The organism is Halobaculum gomorrense (genome assembly GCF_900129775.1).
In the GTDB taxonomy this organism is placed as follows: domain Archaea; phylum Halobacteriota; class Halobacteria; order Halobacteriales; family Haloferacaceae; genus Halobaculum; species Halobaculum gomorrense.
This window is the reverse complement of record NZ_FQWV01000001.1, coordinates 347,009-363,315: the sequence shown is the minus strand read 5'-3', so window position 1 is coordinate 363,315 and position 16,307 is coordinate 347,009. Positions and strand designations below refer to the sequence as shown.

General features: G+C 70.8%; 19 protein-coding genes. 11 read left to right on the top strand and 8 right to left on the bottom strand.

What is annotated here, in order from left to right:
* Positions 1 to 294: 294 nt before the first annotated feature.
* Genes BUE16_RS01815 through mobA form a run of 6 tightly spaced genes read left to right on the top strand, consistent with a single transcriptional unit; the run spans position 295 to position 6,536 of the window.
* Positions 295 to 2,118, top strand: a complete 1,824-nt coding sequence (locus BUE16_RS01815; RefSeq protein WP_073306698.1) for a nitrite/sulfite reductase — start codon at positions 295 to 297, stop codon at positions 2,116 to 2,118.
* A complete protein-coding gene (locus BUE16_RS16560) occupies positions 2,111 to 2,287 on the top strand; it encodes a hypothetical protein (RefSeq protein ID WP_159435698.1) in 177 nt (58 codons plus the stop codon). Before BUE16_RS01815 ends, BUE16_RS16560 begins: the two co-directional genes overlap by 8 nt.
* On the top strand, positions 2,284 to 4,461 hold the full coding sequence (gene nasA, locus BUE16_RS01810; RefSeq protein ID WP_268762470.1) for an assimilatory nitrate reductase NasA: 2,178 nt from the start codon (positions 2,284 to 2,286) through the stop codon (positions 4,459 to 4,461). Before BUE16_RS16560 ends, nasA begins: the two co-directional genes overlap by 4 nt.
* Entirely contained in the window at positions 4,454 to 5,809 is a 1,356-nt protein-coding gene (locus BUE16_RS01805) for an MFS transporter (RefSeq protein WP_073306696.1), read from the top strand. The genes nasA and BUE16_RS01805 overlap by 8 nt, the downstream gene beginning before the upstream one ends.
* A complete protein-coding gene (locus tag BUE16_RS17295; protein WP_268762469.1) occupies positions 5,809 to 5,937 on the top strand; it encodes a hypothetical protein in 129 nt (42 codons plus the stop codon). The genes BUE16_RS01805 and BUE16_RS17295 overlap by 1 nt, the downstream gene beginning before the upstream one ends.
* The gene (gene mobA, locus BUE16_RS01800; RefSeq protein ID WP_159435696.1) at positions 5,934 to 6,536 is read left to right on the top strand and encodes a molybdenum cofactor guanylyltransferase; all 603 of its coding nucleotides are present in this window, start codon (positions 5,934 to 5,936) and stop codon (positions 6,534 to 6,536) included. The genes BUE16_RS17295 and mobA overlap by 4 nt, the downstream gene beginning before the upstream one ends.
* Positions 6,537 to 6,596: 60 nt before the next feature.
* Here mobA and BUE16_RS01795 read toward each other — a convergent pair whose 3' ends face one another.
* Genes BUE16_RS01795 through BUE16_RS01785 form a run of 3 tightly spaced genes read right to left on the bottom strand, consistent with a single transcriptional unit; the run spans position 6,597 to position 8,741 of the window.
* Positions 6,597 to 7,802 (bottom strand): MFS transporter, encoded by a 1,206-nt coding sequence (locus BUE16_RS01795; protein WP_079991448.1) that lies wholly within the window; start codon positions 7,800 to 7,802, stop codon positions 6,597 to 6,599.
* A complete protein-coding gene (locus tag BUE16_RS01790; protein ID WP_073307043.1) occupies positions 7,799 to 8,185 on the bottom strand; it encodes an acyl-CoA thioesterase in 387 nt (128 codons plus the stop codon). The genes BUE16_RS01795 and BUE16_RS01790 overlap by 4 nt, the downstream gene beginning before the upstream one ends.
* A 37-nt stretch (positions 8,186 to 8,222) precedes the next feature.
* Entirely contained in the window at positions 8,223 to 8,741 is a 519-nt protein-coding gene (locus tag BUE16_RS01785; RefSeq protein WP_200778344.1) for an HPP family protein, read from the bottom strand.
* A gap of 128 nt (positions 8,742 to 8,869) precedes the next feature.
* Between BUE16_RS01785 and BUE16_RS16800 the strand changes: the two genes are divergently transcribed.
* Entirely contained in the window at positions 8,870 to 9,040 is a 171-nt protein-coding gene (locus tag BUE16_RS16800; protein WP_200778343.1) for a DUF7838 family putative zinc beta-ribbon protein, read from the top strand.
* A 90-nt stretch (positions 9,041 to 9,130) separates the two neighbouring features.
* Here BUE16_RS16800 and BUE16_RS01780 read toward each other — a convergent pair whose 3' ends face one another.
* The 3 genes from BUE16_RS01780 to BUE16_RS01770 all read right to left on the bottom strand — a co-directional run bounded on the left by BUE16_RS01780 (position 9,131) and on the right by BUE16_RS01770 (position 11,131).
* The gene (locus BUE16_RS01780) at positions 9,131 to 9,769 is read right to left on the bottom strand and encodes a DUF2391 family protein (protein WP_079991445.1); all 639 of its coding nucleotides are present in this window, start codon (positions 9,767 to 9,769) and stop codon (positions 9,131 to 9,133) included.
* Between the two features lie 109 nt (positions 9,770 to 9,878).
* A complete protein-coding gene (gene aceA / locus BUE16_RS01775; RefSeq protein WP_073306695.1) occupies positions 9,879 to 10,916 on the bottom strand; it encodes an isocitrate lyase in 1,038 nt (345 codons plus the stop codon).
* Positions 10,916 to 11,131, bottom strand: a complete 216-nt coding sequence (locus BUE16_RS01770) for a hypothetical protein (RefSeq protein ID WP_073306694.1) — start codon at positions 11,129 to 11,131, stop codon at positions 10,916 to 10,918. The genes aceA and BUE16_RS01770 overlap by 1 nt, the downstream gene beginning before the upstream one ends.
* 360 nt (positions 11,132 to 11,491) lie before the next feature.
* Between BUE16_RS01770 and BUE16_RS01765 the strand changes: the two genes are divergently transcribed.
* From BUE16_RS01765 to BUE16_RS01750, 4 genes are all read left to right on the top strand, one after another.
* Positions 11,492 to 11,884 carry a fluoride efflux transporter FluC gene (locus BUE16_RS01765; protein WP_073306693.1) on the top strand — a complete coding sequence of 131 codons (393 nt, stop codon included), beginning with the start codon at positions 11,492 to 11,494 and terminating at the stop codon, positions 11,882 to 11,884.
* The gene (locus BUE16_RS01760) at positions 11,884 to 12,321 is read left to right on the top strand and encodes a fluoride efflux transporter FluC (RefSeq protein WP_073307040.1); all 438 of its coding nucleotides are present in this window, start codon (positions 11,884 to 11,886) and stop codon (positions 12,319 to 12,321) included. The genes BUE16_RS01765 and BUE16_RS01760 overlap by 1 nt, the downstream gene beginning before the upstream one ends.
* A gap of 120 nt (positions 12,322 to 12,441) precedes the next feature.
* Positions 12,442 to 12,882 (top strand): universal stress protein, encoded by a 441-nt coding sequence (locus BUE16_RS01755; RefSeq protein WP_073306692.1) that lies wholly within the window; start codon positions 12,442 to 12,444, stop codon positions 12,880 to 12,882.
* Between the two features lie 98 nt (positions 12,883 to 12,980).
* On the top strand, positions 12,981 to 13,175 hold the full coding sequence (locus tag BUE16_RS01750) for a cold-shock protein (protein ID WP_073306691.1): 195 nt from the start codon (positions 12,981 to 12,983) through the stop codon (positions 13,173 to 13,175).
* A 193-nt stretch (positions 13,176 to 13,368) separates the two neighbouring features.
* On the opposite strand, the gene gcvPB is transcribed toward BUE16_RS01750, so the two are convergent.
* Both gcvPB and gcvPA read right to left on the bottom strand, forming a co-directional pair.
* Positions 13,369 to 14,919: an aminomethyl-transferring glycine dehydrogenase subunit GcvPB gene (gcvPB, locus tag BUE16_RS01745; RefSeq protein ID WP_073306690.1), complete on the bottom strand. Its 1,551-nt coding sequence runs from the start codon at positions 14,917 to 14,919 to the stop codon at positions 13,369 to 13,371.
* Positions 14,919 to 16,259, bottom strand: coding sequence for an aminomethyl-transferring glycine dehydrogenase subunit GcvPA (gene gcvPA / locus BUE16_RS01740; protein ID WP_073306689.1), 1,341 nt, complete (start codon positions 16,257 to 16,259; stop codon positions 14,919 to 14,921). The genes gcvPB and gcvPA overlap by 1 nt, the downstream gene beginning before the upstream one ends.
* Positions 16,260 to 16,307 lie beyond the last annotated feature (48 nt).

Genomic DNA, 16,307 nt, shown 5'->3' with positions numbered 1-16,307 from the left:
CTCCTCAGAGACGAACACGTCCTCGGAGTTGACGCTCGCTATCGGACCCGATCACACGCGCGGTCGGAGGCTACCAGCCAGGTCGGTCGTAATTGGACATTCAAACACTAGATGTGACCAATGGTAGTAATACGTCTTGCTGATCGGCCGATCAATGCAGAATGATAATACCTTCAATCATACTAAGGCCGATCCAGGATAGCGCTTTTCACTGAGCATATTCGTCAGTCTATCCGAAATAGGCTGGACAATTGGACCGGTATACAGCGAGATTCAGTTCATTCATCCATATCGATGCCACATAAGAAAGAACGCTGGAAAGACGAGTTGTACGGAGACGCGGTCAGAGAACGGATCGAGGAGTTCGCCGAGGAGGGGTGGGAGTCGATCCCGGAGGACGAACGCGAGGAGTGGTTCTCGCGGTTCAAATTCTGGGGCGTGTTCCACCAACGGAGCGGCCAGGAGAGCTACTTCATGCTGCGGTTGACGAACTGCGGCGGGGTGTTGGAGCCGGGGCAGCTCCGGGCGATCGGTGAGGTGGCCCGCGAGTACGCCTCCGGCCCGGTCGACAACCCCGAGTTCGGCGACGCCTGGGTCGACTTCACGACCCGGCAGTCGATCCAGTTGCACTGGTTGAAACTGGAGGACATTCCGGCGGTCTGGGAGAAGCTGGAGGCGGTCGGCGTCTCCTCGCGCTCCGCCGGCGGCGACACGATGCGCAACGTCTCCGGCTGTCCGGTCGCGGGGACGGACGCCGGCGAGTTCGTGGAGACGCGGCCGCTGCTGGACCGGATCCAGTCGGACCTGCGCGGCGACGACGCGCTGTCGAACATGCCCCGCAAGTTCAACATCTCCGTGACGGGGTGTCGCGAGGGCTGCGCGCAAGATTCGATCAACGACGTCGCGCTCGAACCCGCGCGCAAGTTGGTCGACGCCGACGGAGACGCCGGAGGCGACACGAGCGGCGAGCCCTCGAACGCGACCGGGAACGCCGGGTGCGTCCGCGGCTTCAACGTCCGCGTCGGCGGCGGCCTCGGCGGGCGCGAGCCGCGCCGGGCGCGCTCGCTGGATCTGTTCGTCCGCCCCGAACACGCCTACGAGGTGGTCCGCGAGTTCGTAGAGTACTACCACGAGGAGGGAAACCGCGAGAACCGCAACGAGAACCGCGCGCGCTTCTTCGTCGACGAGCGCGGCACCGACGCGATCCGCGCTGACCTCGTCGAGCGCCTCGACTTCGAGCCCGCCCACGCGGGGACGAACCTCCGCGACGAGTACACGTACAACGCCGGGCGCGGGTCGGACGCGGGCAAACACGACCACGTCGGCGTTCACCCGCAGGCCGACGGCCGCAACTACGTCGGCCTCTCGGTTCCCGTGGGACGGATGGGCGCCGAGGAGGCGATCGACCTGGCTGACCTCGCCGACGAGTACGGCTCCGGCGAGATCCGGCTCACCCGTCGACAGAACCCCCTGATCATGGACGTGCCCGACGGCGCCGTCGGCGACCTCCTCGACGAGCCGCTGTTGGAGACCCACACGCCGAAGCCGACGCTGTTCGACCGGGGCGCCATCGCGTGCACGGGCACGGAGTTCTGCTCGCTGGCGCTGACGGAGACGAAAGCGCGCATGGCGGTCATGCTGCGGTGGCTGCGGCGCACCGTCGAGACGCCCGACGACGTGTCCGAACTGAAGATCCACTTCTCCGGATGTACGGCGGACTGCGGGCAGGCGATGACTGCCGATATCGGTCTCCAGGGGATGCGCGCCCGCAAAGGCGGTGAGATGGTCGAGGCGATGGACGTCGGCGTCGGGGGTGGAATCGGGACCGAGCCGTCGTTCATCGAGTGGACGCGCCAGCGCGTGCCCGCCGACGAGGTTCCGGGGTTGATTCGGAACCTCGTCGAGGCGTTCGCGGCGCTTCGCTCCGAGGGACAGTCGTTCCGCGAGTGGGTCGACGCGACGGGCCACGAGACGCTCGTGGAACTCGCCGAACCGGAGGAGACCTCCTACGACGACCCCTGCCTCCACGACGCCAAGCAGTCGTGGTACCCCTTCGCCGACGGCGACAGCCCCGCCCCGACGGACGCGACCGGTGACCCACTCCCCAGCGATGACTGAGAACGAACCCACGCCGGCGACGACGGCGGCACCGCCCGTCGAGACCGCCCCGACGAACGCGCCCGCCGACGCGGCGCCAGAACTGGTCGCTCCGTTCGATCCGGCCGCGTCCGACCGCGACCGCGATCCGACTACTGACGCCGCACCAACCGGGGTGATTCACCCGTGAGCGACCCGGTTCCGACCACGTGCATGCGGTGTGCGGTGGGCTGTGGACACCTCCAGATCGGCGTCGACGCCGGCTACGGCATCGCCTCCGTCCGCGGCGACGTGTCGCACCCGGCCAACCGCGGCCTCGCGTGTCAGCGCGGCATCGACGAGACCGCGAACCCCGACGGCGAATGGCTCACCCGACCGCTCGTGCGCGAGGACGGCGACCTCCACCCGACGACGTGGGACGTGGCGCTCGACCGCGCCGTGACGGGGCTGGGCGCCGCGGCCGCCGGCGATCCCGACGGCGTCGCCGTGCTCGGCAGCGGTCAGCAGACGAACGAGGCGGCGTACGCGCTCGGGAAACTCGCCCGGGGCGGCCTCGGGACGCGCTACTACGACGCCAACACGACGCTGTGTATGGCGAGCGCGGTGACGGCGTACGACGACGCCTTCGGCAGCGACGCGCCGCCGTGCACCTACGACGACATCGACGACGCCGACACGCACGTCGTGTGGGGCGCGAACCCCGCAGTCGCGCACCCGGTCATGTTCCGGTGGATCGAAGCGAGCGCCCGCGACGACGGCTCCCGGCTGATCGTCGTCGACCCCGTCGAGACGAAGACCGCCGGCGTCGCAGACGCCCACGTCGCGCCCGACCCCGGAACCGACCTCGCGCTCGCGCGGGCGGTGTTGGCCCGCGTGCTCGACCGCGACGGGGTCGACCGAGAGTTCGTCGACGAGGCGACGGTCGGGTTCGACGACCTGGAAGCGGCACTCCCGGACAGTGGCGCGGCGGCCGCGGAGGCCGGTGTCGACCCCGAGACAGTCGACGCGCTCGCGGCCGCGTTCGCCGACCCGACGCTCGTCTACTGGGGGATGGGCGTGAACCAGAGCGTGCAGGGCACCGACACCGCCGCCGCGCTCATCGATCTCTGTCTCGCCACGGGGAACATGGGACCGGGCACCGGGCCGTTCTCGCTCACCGGGCAGGCGAACTCGATGGGGACCCGGATCTGTTCCTCGAAAGGATCGTGGCCCGGCCAGCGCCCGTTCGACGACCCCGCGGAGCGCCGGGTGATCGCCGAGGCGTGGGGCGTTCCCTCCGGCCGGCTTCCGGACGAAACCGGTCCCGGCCCGGTCGGCACCATCGAGGCTATCGCCGACGGCCCGGTCGAGGCGGTGTACGCCGTCGCGACCAATCCCGCCGCCGGGATGCCCGACGCGGGTGCCGTGCGCGAGCGTCTCGACGACGCCTTCCTGGTCGTGCAGGATGCCTTCCGCACGGAGACGGTCGAACGCGCGGACGTAGTGTTGCCGGCGGCGACGTGGGGGGAGTCCGAGGGGACGACGACGAACATGGAGCGGCGCGTCTCGCGGGTGCGCCCGGTCACGGAGCTCCCTCCCGACATCCGCACCGACCTCGACGCGATCACGACCATCGGTGAGCGACTCTGTCCGGGGCTGTTCCCGGCGACCGACCCCGAGTCCGTCTTTGAGGAGTTCGCCGCGCTCACGGCGGGCACCCCCGCCGACTGCTCGGGGATCAGCTACGACCGCCTCGACGACGCCGGCGCGGTTCGGTGGCCCGCGCCCGACGCACTCTCGGAGGGCGGGTACCGCTACCGCACGGATCTCGGCGGATGGGCGTTCGAGACCCCCTCGGGGAAGGCGCGCTTCTCGTCGGCTGTCGACGGCGGGCTCGCGGAGCCGACCGACGAGGCGTACCCGCTCACGCTGACGACCGCCCGCGAGGCGGACGGCTACAACACCGGCGTCCGCTCGCGCGGCGGCGTGAACGACTCCCCACCCGTGGCACGGGTGCACCCCGAAACGCTGGCCGAGCTGGGACTGCTCGCGGACGCCGCCGCTGTCGAACCTGCCGGCGACGCGGACGAGGAGGCGGACGACGACGCAGCCGACGGGGCCGCCCCGGTTGACCCTGTCGACACGGCGACGCTCGGCTCTCGGCGCGGGGAGATACGCGTCCGCCCGCGGGCCGACGGGGCGGTTCCGACCGGCCTCGTGTGGCTCCCGATCCACCACCCGGCCGTGAACGAGGTGACGCTGCCCGACACCGACCCGAAGTCCGACGAGCCGAACCTGAAGCAGTGTGCGGTGCGGCTGACGACAGTGAGCGCCGACGATCCCGACGCGGTCGCGGTCGGCTCGGAGGTGATGAGCGATGACTAACAAGATCGAACAGCTGGTCCTCGCGACCGTCGCGTTCTTTTGGGCGTTCCTGCTGTGGTTCTCGACGGCGGCGTTCTCGCCGAGCATCGGCCAGTTCTACGGGCTCTCGACGGGCCAACTCGCGCTGCTCGCGAGTTCGGCCATCTGGCTCGCGCCGCCCGGCCGCGTCGCCGCCGGGTGGGCCGCCGACCGGTTCGGCGCGCACAACGTGTTCGCGTTCGTGCTGGCGGTCACCGGCGGCGTCTCGGTGCTGTCGGCGTACGCCTCTGAGGTGGCGTTCCTCTCGGCGTTCGAGGTGCTGTTCGTCGAGCGGATGGTCGTCGCCAGCGCTGGCGCCACCTTCGTCGTCGGCATCCAGCACGTCGCCCAGTGGTTCGACGAACACGAGATCGGAACCGCCGAGGGGCTGTACGCGGGCACCGGTAACGTCGGCGCCGGCGTCGGCGCCCTCCTGCTCCCGCGGATCTACGGGACGGACTTCTCGGAGGCGTTCCTCCACCTCGGGCTGGTCGCGGTCGCCATCGCGGCGGTGTACAAGTGGCGCGGGCAGGCCGCTCGCGACCGCGCGACCGCCGAGACGGCGAAGTCGAACACGTCGCTCGGCGATACGCTGTACGTGTGGACGCGCTACGCCGCCATCGGGCTGATGCTGGCGTACGCGATGTCGTTCGGCCTGGAGATCGCGATGAACTCCTGGCTCCCGAGCTACTACGCGGCGGGCTTTGCCGATCCCATCGCAGATCTGGGCTTCGAGGGCGTCGCGGCCGTCCAGACCGCTGCCGGGACGTTCGCGGCGGTGCAGTCGTTCAACGCGTCGCTGTTCCGGCCGTTCTCGGGGTACATGTCCGACCTCTGGCAGCGCAAGGACTGGACGCCGTACCCGTTCCTGTCGACGATGCAGGAGTACTCCCCGCGCGTTCACTGGCTGATGACCGCGCTCGTGTGCATCACCGTCACGATGGTCGCACTGACCATTGCGGGACTCGCGGGTCTGCTTCCCATTTCGGTCGTCGTGCTCGCAGTGTTCGGCGTCACGGTCAGCTTTGGCACCGGCGGCGTGTTCGCCATCGTCCCGGTGCTGTTCGAGGACCGCCCGGGAACCGCCTCCGGATTCATCGGCGGCGTCTCAACCAGCGGCGGCATCGTCTACCCGCTGGTGTACGGCTACCTGCCGAACATTCACCTTGGGTACGCCGCGGTCGCGCTCGGCATCTTCGTGCCGATCATGCTGTTTTTCGCGTGGGCGATGCGCCACGAGGACGACCCGCGCGAGTACGGCATCGGCTCGGCCGAACGGTGGCTCGGCGACGGCGGGGGCGACGCCGCGGTCGCAGGAGGTGATGACTGATGGCCGACTACGACGACTGGTACACGTGGGGACGCGTGGTACTGTACGCGGAGATGGTGATCGCGATCCTCGTCACCGGCTTCTCGCTGTACCTCGCGTTCACGGGGCAGGCGGGGTTCCTCACGTGATCGGCGCGCTCGTCGTCGTCGCGGGCGGGCGGTCGCGCCGCTTCGGCGACCGCGAGAAGGCACTCGTTCACGTGGCCGGGCGACCGATGGTCGCGTTGGTCGTCGAGCGACTCGCGTCGGCGGTCGAACGAACGGTGATCAACTGCCGTGCGGACCAACGCCCAGCGATCGCGGACGTCCTGCCGGAGCGAGCGGTGCGGTTCGCGATCGATCCGACGCCGGACGCCGGTCCGGTGGCCGGACTGTCGACCGGACTGTCGGCGGCCGCAGACGCGGGCGCCGACCGCGCCGTCGTCGTCGGCTGTGACATGCCCTGGCTGGACGCCGCGACCGTCTGCGCGCTCGCGACTCGTCTCGGCGACGCCGACGTCGTGGTCCCGGTCGCCGAGGAACGGCGACAGCCGTTCGGCGCCGTCTATCGTGTCTCGCCGACGCTGGCCGCCTGCGAGTCCGTCGGCGCTGATGGCCGCATGCTGGCCGTGCTCGACCGGCTGGACGCCGTCGAGGCGTCGGTGCCGCCGGCGCCGTTCGCGAGCGTGGACACGCCCGCGGCCGTGACGGACGCCTCGAAAGCGCTGGCCGAGCGCACCTGGCAGTAGGCCAGTGGCGAGCGCCGAGAGACGACCGACGCGAGAAGCGCGGCGGCGCGAGGAGCCGCGCTACAGCCCGAGTCCCAGCACGCGATTCGCGCCCAACAGCCCGAGACACGTCGCAAGCAGCGCGATCACGAGTCCGTACGCGGCGGGCCACCCCGCCGCGCTCGCGACGACACCCGTGACGACCGAGCCCGACGCGGCGAGGAACATGTACACCGTGCGCAGCAGGCCGAACCCGTAGCCGCGCTCGGCGTCGGTCAGCCGGTCCATGAACCGCGCCTGTATCGGCCCGGGCCACGAGATGCCGGCGCCGAGCACCGCCACGCCGACGACGGTCCCGGCGAGCCCCGGCATGAGCACCAGCGTCGCGATGCCGACGCCCGCGAGGGTGACGCTGCTGGCGACGGCGGCGTCCCGAGAAAGCGCGTCCGACACCCGGCCGTTCGCCGGCTGCGCGACGGCGCTGATGCCGAACACCGCGCCGAAGGCGGTCGCGGCCGTCGACGGCGCGAGGCCACGGTGGGCGACGAGGAACGCCGCCAGGAACGAGGAGACAGCCTGGAACGTGAACCCGCACAGCACCGCGAGCGCCGTCGTGTACGCCAGCGGCGGCCGAGCGAGGATCCCGCGAATACGCGCCGGGTCGACCAGCGCCGAGAGGTCGCGCTCGGGGTTCGCCGGCGGCACGGCGGGGACGAACAGCAGGGTCGCCGCGACCGCGGGAACCGCGACGGCGACGCCGGCACCGACGGCGACCTCCCAGCCGAACCGCTCGGCGATGACGCCGCCCGCCGCCGGGAACGCCGCACCCGCGACGGCGCCGGCACCCGTGAGGACGCTCAGCGCGCCGCCGCGTTCGTCGTAGAGGCGAGACAGCAGCGCGGTCGCCGGCGCGAAAAAGAGGCCGGCCCCGGCGCCGAGGACGACCGTCGCCGCGCCGAACACGAGCACTGTCGGCGACACCGCGACTAGCGCCGTCCCGACGGCCGCGCCGACGATGCCGGCGAGGACGAGCGGTCGCTCGCCCAGTCTGTCCGCGAGGACGCCGCTGGGGAACTGCGCGAGCGCGTACGTCGCCCACATCCCCGTGAGCGCAAGCCCCAGCGTCGCCTCCGTCGTGTCGAACTCGAGGAGAATGAACGGAACCACGGCGCCCAGCAGGATCCGGGCGCCGAACTGACTGAAGTTGCCGCCGCTGATGGCCGCGAGCGCGAGGCGGCGCCGACCGCTGTCGACCGAGGACGCGCCGGCGGCGTCCCGCCCGGTCATTCGGTCGCGTGCCGGTCGGCCGCCTCGCGGACCGCGTCGGGGAGCGGCTCGGGGCCGTCCTCGCCGAGCGCGACCTGGACGGTCTCCCCCTCGGCGACGAGCCGCCCGTCGTGGTGCAACCGGTAGCCGAAAGTGAGGCTGGTCGTCCCCACCTCGATCACCTCCAGCGCCGCGCGGACGGCGCCGGTGCCCTCGATCGGGGCGCGGAAGTCGATATCCAGCGACGCCAGCGCGGCCCGCGAGTCGGCGAGTTCGATGCCGACTTCTTCGCGGAAGAAGGCGGTGCGCACCTCCTCGAAGTAGGTGGCGTAGACGGCGTTGTTCACGTGGCTCATCGGATCGAGGTCGCGGTAGCGGACCGGAACCGTCGTCTCGAAGGTCATACGCATGGGTGGACCGCCGGGGGTTTCGGGCTATCGTTTACCGGTCCACGCGTCCGACGGCCGCGACCGTCAGACCCGCGCGCGACGCCAGCGCGGTCGCTCGCGAGGCGAGCCACAGCGCGAACACGCCGACGGCGATGACCGCGGCGTCCGCCGGCGAGGGAAGCAGCCCCAGTGAGACGATGAGCGTCGTCGCGCACGCGGGAGCGTGGCGCGTGTCCGTCAGCGCCATCCCGAGCGTCGTGAGGCCGACCGAGGCGACGGCGCTGGCCGCGAGACGCGCGCCGGCGGACCCCCCGGCAGCCAGCGCGCCGGTGATCGCCGCGCCGTCGGCGAGCCCGTGGTACGCGAGCAGGCCGGCGAAGATCCCGACGGCGTGTCCGCCGAGGAGTGCCCGCGCGCTCGGGCGATCCGAGCCGGCGGCGAGCAGGTACGCCGACGGACCGAGGCTCGGGAACACGAGCGCACGGCCCGTCGCCCACGCGAGCGCGCCGGCGACGGCGAGCAGGCCCGCGGCGTAGAGCGCGCCGGCGACGGCGTCGGGGATCGGTCGCACGGTCGCGACTGCCGGCCGCGACGCGAATGAACTCGGCGATTCGCGATGAGACCCCCGCCGGTTCGACGCCCGCCCCGGCCGCGGCGGGGACCGGTGTTTTGAAAGTCTCCGGCCACCCATCCACGGGTATGAGCCTCGAAATGGAATTCTCCTGCCCGCGCTGCGGCGAGGACCGGGACTTCTGGCGCGTCGCCGCGATGACGCTCCACCTGGGCGAGAAGACGAAGTGGCGCTGCAATGAGTGCGACTACGGCCTCACGCGGATCAACGGCGACCGCGCCGACCCGGTAGAGGCGTAACGGAAGCGGTTCCTCTGGGTTCGACGACCGGCTCTGCGGTCGGCGGTCCGCCGGAGACGGCGTCGACCGCTCCGCCCGCCCGACGCACAGCTATCCCGGCAGCAGGTCCCCCAGCGCCGCTCCCACCGCCATCGGGACTGCCGCCACGACGATGCTCCCGAGCGCGACCGCCGGGTCGCCCCAGTCGATGCGGCCCCACGCGGTCAGCCCGACGACCGCCGTGAGCGCGGCGACGCCGAGGACGCCGACCAGTCGCCTCGGGACAACCCCGAGAATCGGCCGGTGGACGCGCACGTCCTGGAAATCCGCGACGTAGATGATACCGACGACCAGCAGCACCGTCACCGCCGCCGTCACGAGCAGAGACGCGGGGTGGGCGGCCAGGTACGTGCCCACCTCAGTCGTGCCGCCCTCGACCAGCATCGGGATACCGAACAGGACGCTCCCGAGCAGCGCCTCAGCGATGTCGCCGCGGTCGAATCCGCGGACGACCCGCCCGAACACCGTCGGCCGCGAGGTCGACAGGTCGCGGGCGGTCCGCATCGCCGCGCGGACTTTCCGCCGCTCGTCGGTGTCGTCGACGGCCGCCTCCAGCGTCTCCAGGTCCTCGATCAGGTCCTCGACGGTCGGGTCGAGCGGGTCTGCCGGCTCTGCCGGTTCCCGCGGACCGGTCTCGTCCGGAGCGCTCTCCCCGCCGTTCGGGCGAGCCGGCGCGTCGGCGTCGGTCATCAGTCGGGTCTGAGCGCGAGGGGACGTAGTTCCGGCGGTTAGCGGGGCCGCTGGAGTGACGACGAGCCGGAAAAATCAGGTCGGTGACGAGCGGACGGCGCGTCGGCGATCAGTCGTCGTCGTTCGAGGTGATCGGCTCCGAGCGGTCCTCCGCGAAGCCGGCCGAGTCCTCGATGCGCTCCTCGGCCTCGGGGTCGAACCGCGTCTCGATCTCTTGGTAGCGGTCGACGAACGACAGCGCGTGGTGGCTCTCGGTCTCGTGGCCGATGTACCGCTCTTCGAGGTCCCACTGCGCCTCGGCGCCGTTCTCGGCGATGTTCTGCATGTCCTCGTAGACGGCGTGCGCGCCCGAGTGCAGGGCGTACAGCGTGATGAACTGGTACGTGTAGCCCAGGTCGCCCAGCTCCTCGAAGGTGAGCGGGTCCTCCTCGGCGCCCCACTCGAACGACGAGGAGTAGTTGAACGCCAGATCCAGGTCGGGGTGCGTCTCGTGGATCGTCTCGGCGTACTCGACGGCGTCCTCGCGCGAGGGGTCGGGCATCTCGGGCCAGACGAGGTCGACCCCGGCGTCGGCGTAGATGCGACCGCGCTCGAGATGTTCCTCCCAGTCGCCGTTGGCCGAGCCGTACGCGTCGGTACGGGCGATGACGACCGTGTCCTCGCTTTGCTTCGCGTCGACGGCGGCCTCGAAGCGCGAGCGCGCCTGCTCGCGGGAGACGATCTGCTTGCCCGCGATGTGACCGCAGCGCTTCGGGGTAGTCTGGTCCTCGATGTGGACGGCGGCGACGCCGGCCTTCTCGTACTCGCGGACGGCGCGGCGGACGTTGTGGGTGCCGCCGTAGCCGGTGTCGCAGTCGGCGATGACCGGGAGGTTCGTCGCCTCGACCATGCGCTTGGCGTTCTCGACCATCTCGGTCATGGTCACCATCTCCAGGTCTGGGAAGCCGAACTGGCCGAGGACGGTGGAGTAGCCCGACATGTACGCGGCGTCGAGACCGGCCATCTCCGCCAGCCGGGCGTCGAGCGCGTGGTACATCCCGGGGGCGAAGACGTAGTCCTGCTCGTCGAGCATCTGGCGCAGCTTCGCGCCCTGCGGGTTATCAATATCCTTCGTGAAGACGTCCTGGTCGAGTTCTGAGGGGTGCATTATTCGGAATCCTCCATGAGCGCGATCTCGAACGGGTCGCGGCGACGGCGGCGCTCGGCGCGGTCGCGTCGGGTGTCTGCGGTGTCAGCGATGTCTGCGGTGTCGGTCGTCGTGGCGGTGCGGCCCGTTCGCGTCCCCAGGTCGGGGACCAGTGGCGCGTCCGTCTCCTCCGGCGGACTGCTGCCGGAAGTGGCGCGGGTGGTGCGACGGCTCATCGGTCGTCGCCCTCCGTCGAGAACAGGCTCAGTTCGCGGTTGTCGATCTCGTCGAGGTCGGTCTTCGGGTTCGGGTTGAACGTCATGGTGTGGGTCGTTCGGGTGGTGTGGGTGGCGTCGGCGGGTCGCGGTCGGTCGTCGTAGCCTGTGCGTGTCCTGCGGCGGATTTCCGGTGATGTACACCCATGCTGTGTCGCCTCACCCGTGTCGAGCCGAGGAGATATAATAAATGTAACGAACTATAATGATAATATTCTATAACTGGTTTTACCCCATGAGAATCCCTTATTTGGTATTAGTTGACATAGTCGCCGCGCGGCGATCGACACTCGGATACGACCCACGCGAGACGCCCCTCCCATGTCGCGGGACTCGCAGACGCTCACGCTCGGGCTCGTCGCGCTCGGCGGCGCCGCAGGCGCGTCGGCCCGCCACGCCGTCGGCGGGGCGCTGCCGGGCCTGTGGGGCACGCTCGCAGCGAACGGCTCCGGCAGCCTGCTGCTCGGCTTCCTGCTGTACGAGGCGCTTCGGACCGACCGGCTGGGCGACCGCACGCGGACGCTGTTGGCGACGGGAGTCCTCTCCTCGTACACGACGTACAGTACCTTCATCGTCGAGACGACGCGAGCGGAGCCACTCGTCGGTGCCGCGTACCTCTTCGGCAGCTACGCCCTCGGCTTCGGGGCCGCGCTCGTCGGCCGCGACTTCGCCGCCCGCGTCGACCCGCGGGAGGGTCGGGAGGTGCGGGCGTGATCGCGACCGCCGCCGTTGCGCTCGGGGGCGCCGTCGTCGCACTTGCGTCCGTCGCGACGCTCGCGACGGTTCCCGATCCCGCGCTCGTCGCCCTCGGCGGCGCCGTCGGGGCCGTCGCGCGCCACCTGCTCGGGTCGGCGGTCGACCGCGATGCGTTCCCGCTGGGGACGCTGACGGTGAACGTCCTCGGGAGCTTCCTGCTCGGACTGCTCGTGTTCTGGCCCGTCGGCGGCGACGCCCTCCTGCTGGCGGGGACGGGCGCCTGCGGCGCCTTCACCACGTTCTCGTCGTTCTCGGTGTCGACGGTGCGGCTGTGGGAGCGGGGTGACCGCGGCCGCGCCGCGCTGTTCGTCGCGGGCAACACCCTCCTCGCGGGCGCCGCGGTCGGGCTCGCGGCCGTCGTCGCGGCTGCCGCCGGACCCCCCGGCGCGGCGTGATCGATCCGGGCGCGTTCCCCTGCGCCGTCCGCGCCGACCGAGCCGCTCGCGGGGACCACGTCGCTCGCGGCGTCCGTGAGGACCGAAACGCCCGAGTCCCCGCCCCGCGTCGTCGCGGGTATGTCACGACGCGTACTCGTCGCGCTCGATCGATCCGATCACTCAACGAAGGCGCTCGATCACGCGCTCGACGTGCACGAGGGCGCGACGCTGGTGCTCGTCAACGTCGTCGACCCCACGCGGTGGGTGTCCGCCGGCGACGCCGAGGGGATGGACTCGTACTACTCGAAAGAGCTGGAGGAGTCCGCAAAGGAGGCGAGCGACGAGCTGCTGGAGTCGGCCGCCGAGCGCGCCCGCGAGCGCGGCGTCGACGCGGAGACGGTCCGGCTCGTCGGCGGGCCCGCGCAGTCCATCTTGGAGTATCTCGACGACGAGGGCGACGACATCGACCAGGTGGTGATGGGGAGCCACGGGCGCAGGGGACTCAGCCGCGTGCTCATGGGCAGCGTCGCCGAGAAGGTGACGCGGCGGTCGTCGGTTCCGGTGACCGTCGTTCGATAAGCGGCGACAGCCCAGGCAGCGATCGGATCGAACCGAACCCTCGTGGTACCACGACCCTCGGAAGGGTTATGCCGGGTCCACCCATACGTTTGTTTGCAATGGCAAACGGAAAGGTTGATTTCTTCAACGACACTGGCGGCTACGGTTTCATTTCGACTGAGGACGAGGACGACGACGTGTTCTTCCACATGGAGGACGTTGGCGGTCCGGATCTGACGGAGGGTGAGGAGATCGAATTCGACATCGAACAGGCCCCGAAGGGCCCGCGCGCGACGAACGTCGTCCGCAACTAAGCCGATTCCGCGTCGCCGCGGCGGCGACGACGACCGGTCACTTCGATTTTGACGCGACACACCGCTTCGCTTCCGAGCGTCGCGACCGGTGGTCGCGGACGGCCCGCCACGTCGAGCGGCGCGTCCGAGTCCGGGACCCGAGGGAGGGAGCGATGCGGTCGGTACCCGTCCTCGCTCTCGTCCGCGGGTCGTCTCACTCCCCGCTTGCGTTCTCCGAGGCGCCGCGCGCCGCCTCCAGCGCGTGCCACGACAGCCGGGGGTTCCGTGCGGCGGAGGTCTGATCGACCCGGCGTGAGGCGGTCTTCGACGGCGCCGCGTGCAGCTCCTCATCGGTGTCGGCGAACGCCTCGTTGAACGCGTTCGCCAGATCCTCCAGCGAGCGCTTGTTTTCCACCTCCGTCGGCTCGGTCAGCATCGCCTCGGGCACCATCTCGGGCCACTTCGTCGTCGGCGGGTGGACGCCGTAGTCGAGCATCCCCTTCGCCACGTCGGCGGCGTCGCGCTCGCCCGCGGTCGCGGCGAACTCGTGGTGGAACGGGCCGTACGGCACCTCCAGGTCGAGCAGGCTCGCGAGATAGTTCGCGTTCAGCGTCGCCTTCGCGGAGGCGTCGAGCAGCCCCTCGTCGCCCAGCCGACGGATGTACGCGTACGCCCGGATCAACACGAGCCAGTTGCCCGAGAAGCCGTGCACCTTGCCGATGGACTGCTCGGGATCGAACAGCTCGTACGCGGCGCCGCCCGCCTCGTCCGCGGTGCCGTGGTCGTGGCCCGCCAGCGCGCCGCCGTCGGCGGCGGTGGACGCGTCGGCCCCGTCGGCGTCGCCGCCGGACGCCGCGTTGACCTCGCGCACCCTTGGCCGGGGAAGGAACGGCGCCAGCTCCTCGACGACGCCGACCGGTCCCGCGCCGGGACCGCCGCCGCCGTGGGGCGTGGCGAACGTCTTGTGGACGTTGTAGTGCATGATGTCGAACCCCATGTCGCCGGGACGGGCGCGGCCCAGCAGGGCGTTGAGGTTCGCGCCGTCGTAGTACAGCAGGCCGCCGGCGTCGTGGACGACCTCGGCGATCTCGGTGATGTTGCGCTCGAACAGCCCCACCGTGTTGGGGTTGGTGAGCATCAGCGCGGCGGTGTCCTCGGAAACGGCCGCCTCCAGGGCCGCCACGTCGACGCGGCCGTCCTCGCCGGAGGGGAGTTCGACCACGTCGTAGCCGGCCATCGCCGCGGTGGCGAAGTTGGTGCCGTGGGCCGACGCCGGGATGATCACCTCGGACTTGTCGGTGCCGTGGTGCTCGTGGTACGCCTTCGCGACGGCGATGCCGGTGAACTCGCCGGCAGCGCCCGCGGGCGGCTGGAGCGTGACGGCGTCCATCCCGCCGATTGTCGCGAGGTACTCCTGGAGCCCGTGGAGGAGTTCGAGGTTCCCCTGTACGGTCTCGGGGTCGCGGTCGGGGTGAACCGCCGCGTTGGGGTCGGCGGCGACCGCGTCCGCGAACGAAGGATTGTACTTCATCGTGCACGACCCCAGCGGGTACGGCCCCGCCTCGACGCTCCAGTTCATCTGCGACAGGCGGGTGTAGTGGCGCGCCAGTTCGGGCTCGGACAGCCCCGGCAACTCCAGCGAGTCGCGCGTCAGGTCGTCGGGGAGCGCCGAGCCCGCGCCGGGGTCGACGGTCGTGGAGTCCTTCTCCGACAGCAGCGGCTCGTTTCGCGTGTCGTCGCCGTAGCGGGCCTGGTCGTAGTTCATCAGTTTGTCACCTCCGCGAACGCGGCGACCAGGTCGTCGGCCGCCTCGACGTTCAGGTCGGTCACGCACACCTGCAGCGTCTCGTCGTCGAGCGTGTGGACGGCGAAGCCGCGCTCGGCCAGTCCCTCGGCGACGCCGGGGGCGTCGTCGACGCCGACGGTGAACTCCCGGAAGTGGTGGCGGTCGTCCAGCGGCGCGGTCACGCCGTCGAGCGCGTCGAGGGAGGCGGCCACTGAGGCGGCGTCGCGGACGCAGTCCTCGGCCAGATCGACCAGTCCCTCGGGACCGAGGTACGCCGCGTGCATCGCCGCCCGCAGCGCCACCCACGCCTGGTTCGTGCAGATGTTCGAGGTGGCGCGCTCCTTGCGGATGTGCTGCTCGCGCGTCTGCAGCGTCAGCGTGAACGCCCGCCGGTCGTCGGCGTCCTCGCTTTTCCCGACGAGGCGTCCGGGCACCTGCCGGAGGTGCTCCTCCGTGCAGGCGAACAGGCCGAGCCCCATCCCGTAGCTGGCGGGCAGCCCCAGCGCCCCCGCCTCGCCGACGACCACGTCGGCGCCGACCGACGCCGGCTCCTCGAGCAGCGACAGCGCGACCGGGTCGGAGCCGACGCAAAACAGCGCGTCGTCGTCCTCGGCGAGGTCGCCGATCGCCGCAAGCGCCGGCTCGATGGCCCCCGTCACGGTCGGCGTCTCGGCGTACACGAACGCGGTGTCCTCGCCGACCGCGTCCGCGATCGCGTCGAGGTCGGCCGTGTTGTCGACGTAGGGGTACGTCTCGACGGTCAGGTCCGATCCGTCGACGTAGCTGTCGAGGGTGCCGCGCTTGCCGTCGCGCAGGCCCTCGGGGACGAGGACGGTCGACCCGGAGGTCGAGCGGAGTCGGTCCGAAAGCAGTGCCGCCTCCGCCAGCGCCGTCGCGGCGTCGTACATCGAGCAGTTGGCGATCGGCAGGCCCGTCAGCTCGACGAGGATCGACTGGTACTCGAACAGCGCCTGGAGGAATCCCTGGGTGATCTCCGGCTGGTACTGCGTGTAGCTGGTGAGGAACTCCGAGCGCGCCGAGAGGTCGTCGACGACCGCGGGGACGTAGTGGGAGTAGTGCCCCCGCCCGAGGAACTCGGTGAGGTCGTCGTTGCGCGCGAACGTCTCCCGGAGATCAGCCCGGACCGTTCGCTCGTCGCGCTGCGGGATGCCGAACGCGCCGTCGAAGGCGACCTCGTCGGGAATGTCGAACAGGTCGGCCTCGTCGTCGACCCCGAGCGCGTCGAGCATCGCCGCCGTCTCGTCGGCGGTGTGGGGGGCGAACGGCGACCCGCTCGCGCCCGCGGACCGTCCGCTCATCGGGCCGCCACCCCGACACGTCCGTGTGGGTTCGCCGCCGCCGCGTGT

Bases quoted from the DNA above. Each gene is read 5' to 3' on its own strand.
- BUE16_RS01780 (WP_079991445.1), bottom strand. From the start codon at position 9,769: ATGACCGACGCCGACGCGCCGGCTCGCCCGAACGGCGGGGAGAGCGCT.
- gcvPA (WP_073306689.1), bottom strand. From the start codon at position 16,259: ATGAGCGGACGGTCCGCGGGCGCGAGCGGGTCGCCGTTCGCCCCCCAC.
- aceA (WP_073306695.1), bottom strand. From the start codon at position 10,916: ATGCACCCCTCAGAACTCGACCAGGACGTCTTCACGAAGGATATTGAT.
- BUE16_RS01815 (WP_073306698.1), top strand. From the start codon at position 295: ATGCCACATAAGAAAGAACGCTGGAAAGACGAGTTGTACGGAGACGCG.
- BUE16_RS01750 (WP_073306691.1), top strand. From the start codon at position 12,981: ATGGCAAACGGAAAGGTTGATTTCTTCAACGACACTGGCGGCTACGGT.
- BUE16_RS01770 (WP_073306694.1), bottom strand. From the start codon at position 11,131: ATGAGCCGTCGCACCACCCGCGCCACTTCCGGCAGCAGTCCGCCGGAG.
- BUE16_RS16800 (WP_200778343.1), top strand. From the start codon at position 8,870: ATGAGCCTCGAAATGGAATTCTCCTGCCCGCGCTGCGGCGAGGACCGG.
- gcvPB (WP_073306690.1), bottom strand. From the start codon at position 14,919: ATGAACTACGACCAGGCCCGCTACGGCGACGACACGCGAAACGAGCCG.
- BUE16_RS01755 (WP_073306692.1), top strand. From the start codon at position 12,442: ATGTCACGACGCGTACTCGTCGCGCTCGATCGATCCGATCACTCAACG.
- BUE16_RS01765 (WP_073306693.1), top strand. From the start codon at position 11,492: ATGTCGCGGGACTCGCAGACGCTCACGCTCGGGCTCGTCGCGCTCGGC.
- BUE16_RS17295 (WP_268762469.1), top strand. From the start codon at position 5,809: ATGGCCGACTACGACGACTGGTACACGTGGGGACGCGTGGTACTGTAC.
- BUE16_RS01805 (WP_073306696.1), top strand. From the start codon at position 4,454: ATGACTAACAAGATCGAACAGCTGGTCCTCGCGACCGTCGCGTTCTTT.
- BUE16_RS16560 (WP_159435698.1), top strand. From the start codon at position 2,111: ATGACTGAGAACGAACCCACGCCGGCGACGACGGCGGCACCGCCCGTC.
- BUE16_RS01790 (WP_073307043.1), bottom strand. From the start codon at position 8,185: ATGACCTTCGAGACGACGGTTCCGGTCCGCTACCGCGACCTCGATCCG.
- BUE16_RS01795 (WP_079991448.1), bottom strand. From the start codon at position 7,802: ATGACCGGGCGGGACGCCGCCGGCGCGTCCTCGGTCGACAGCGGTCGG.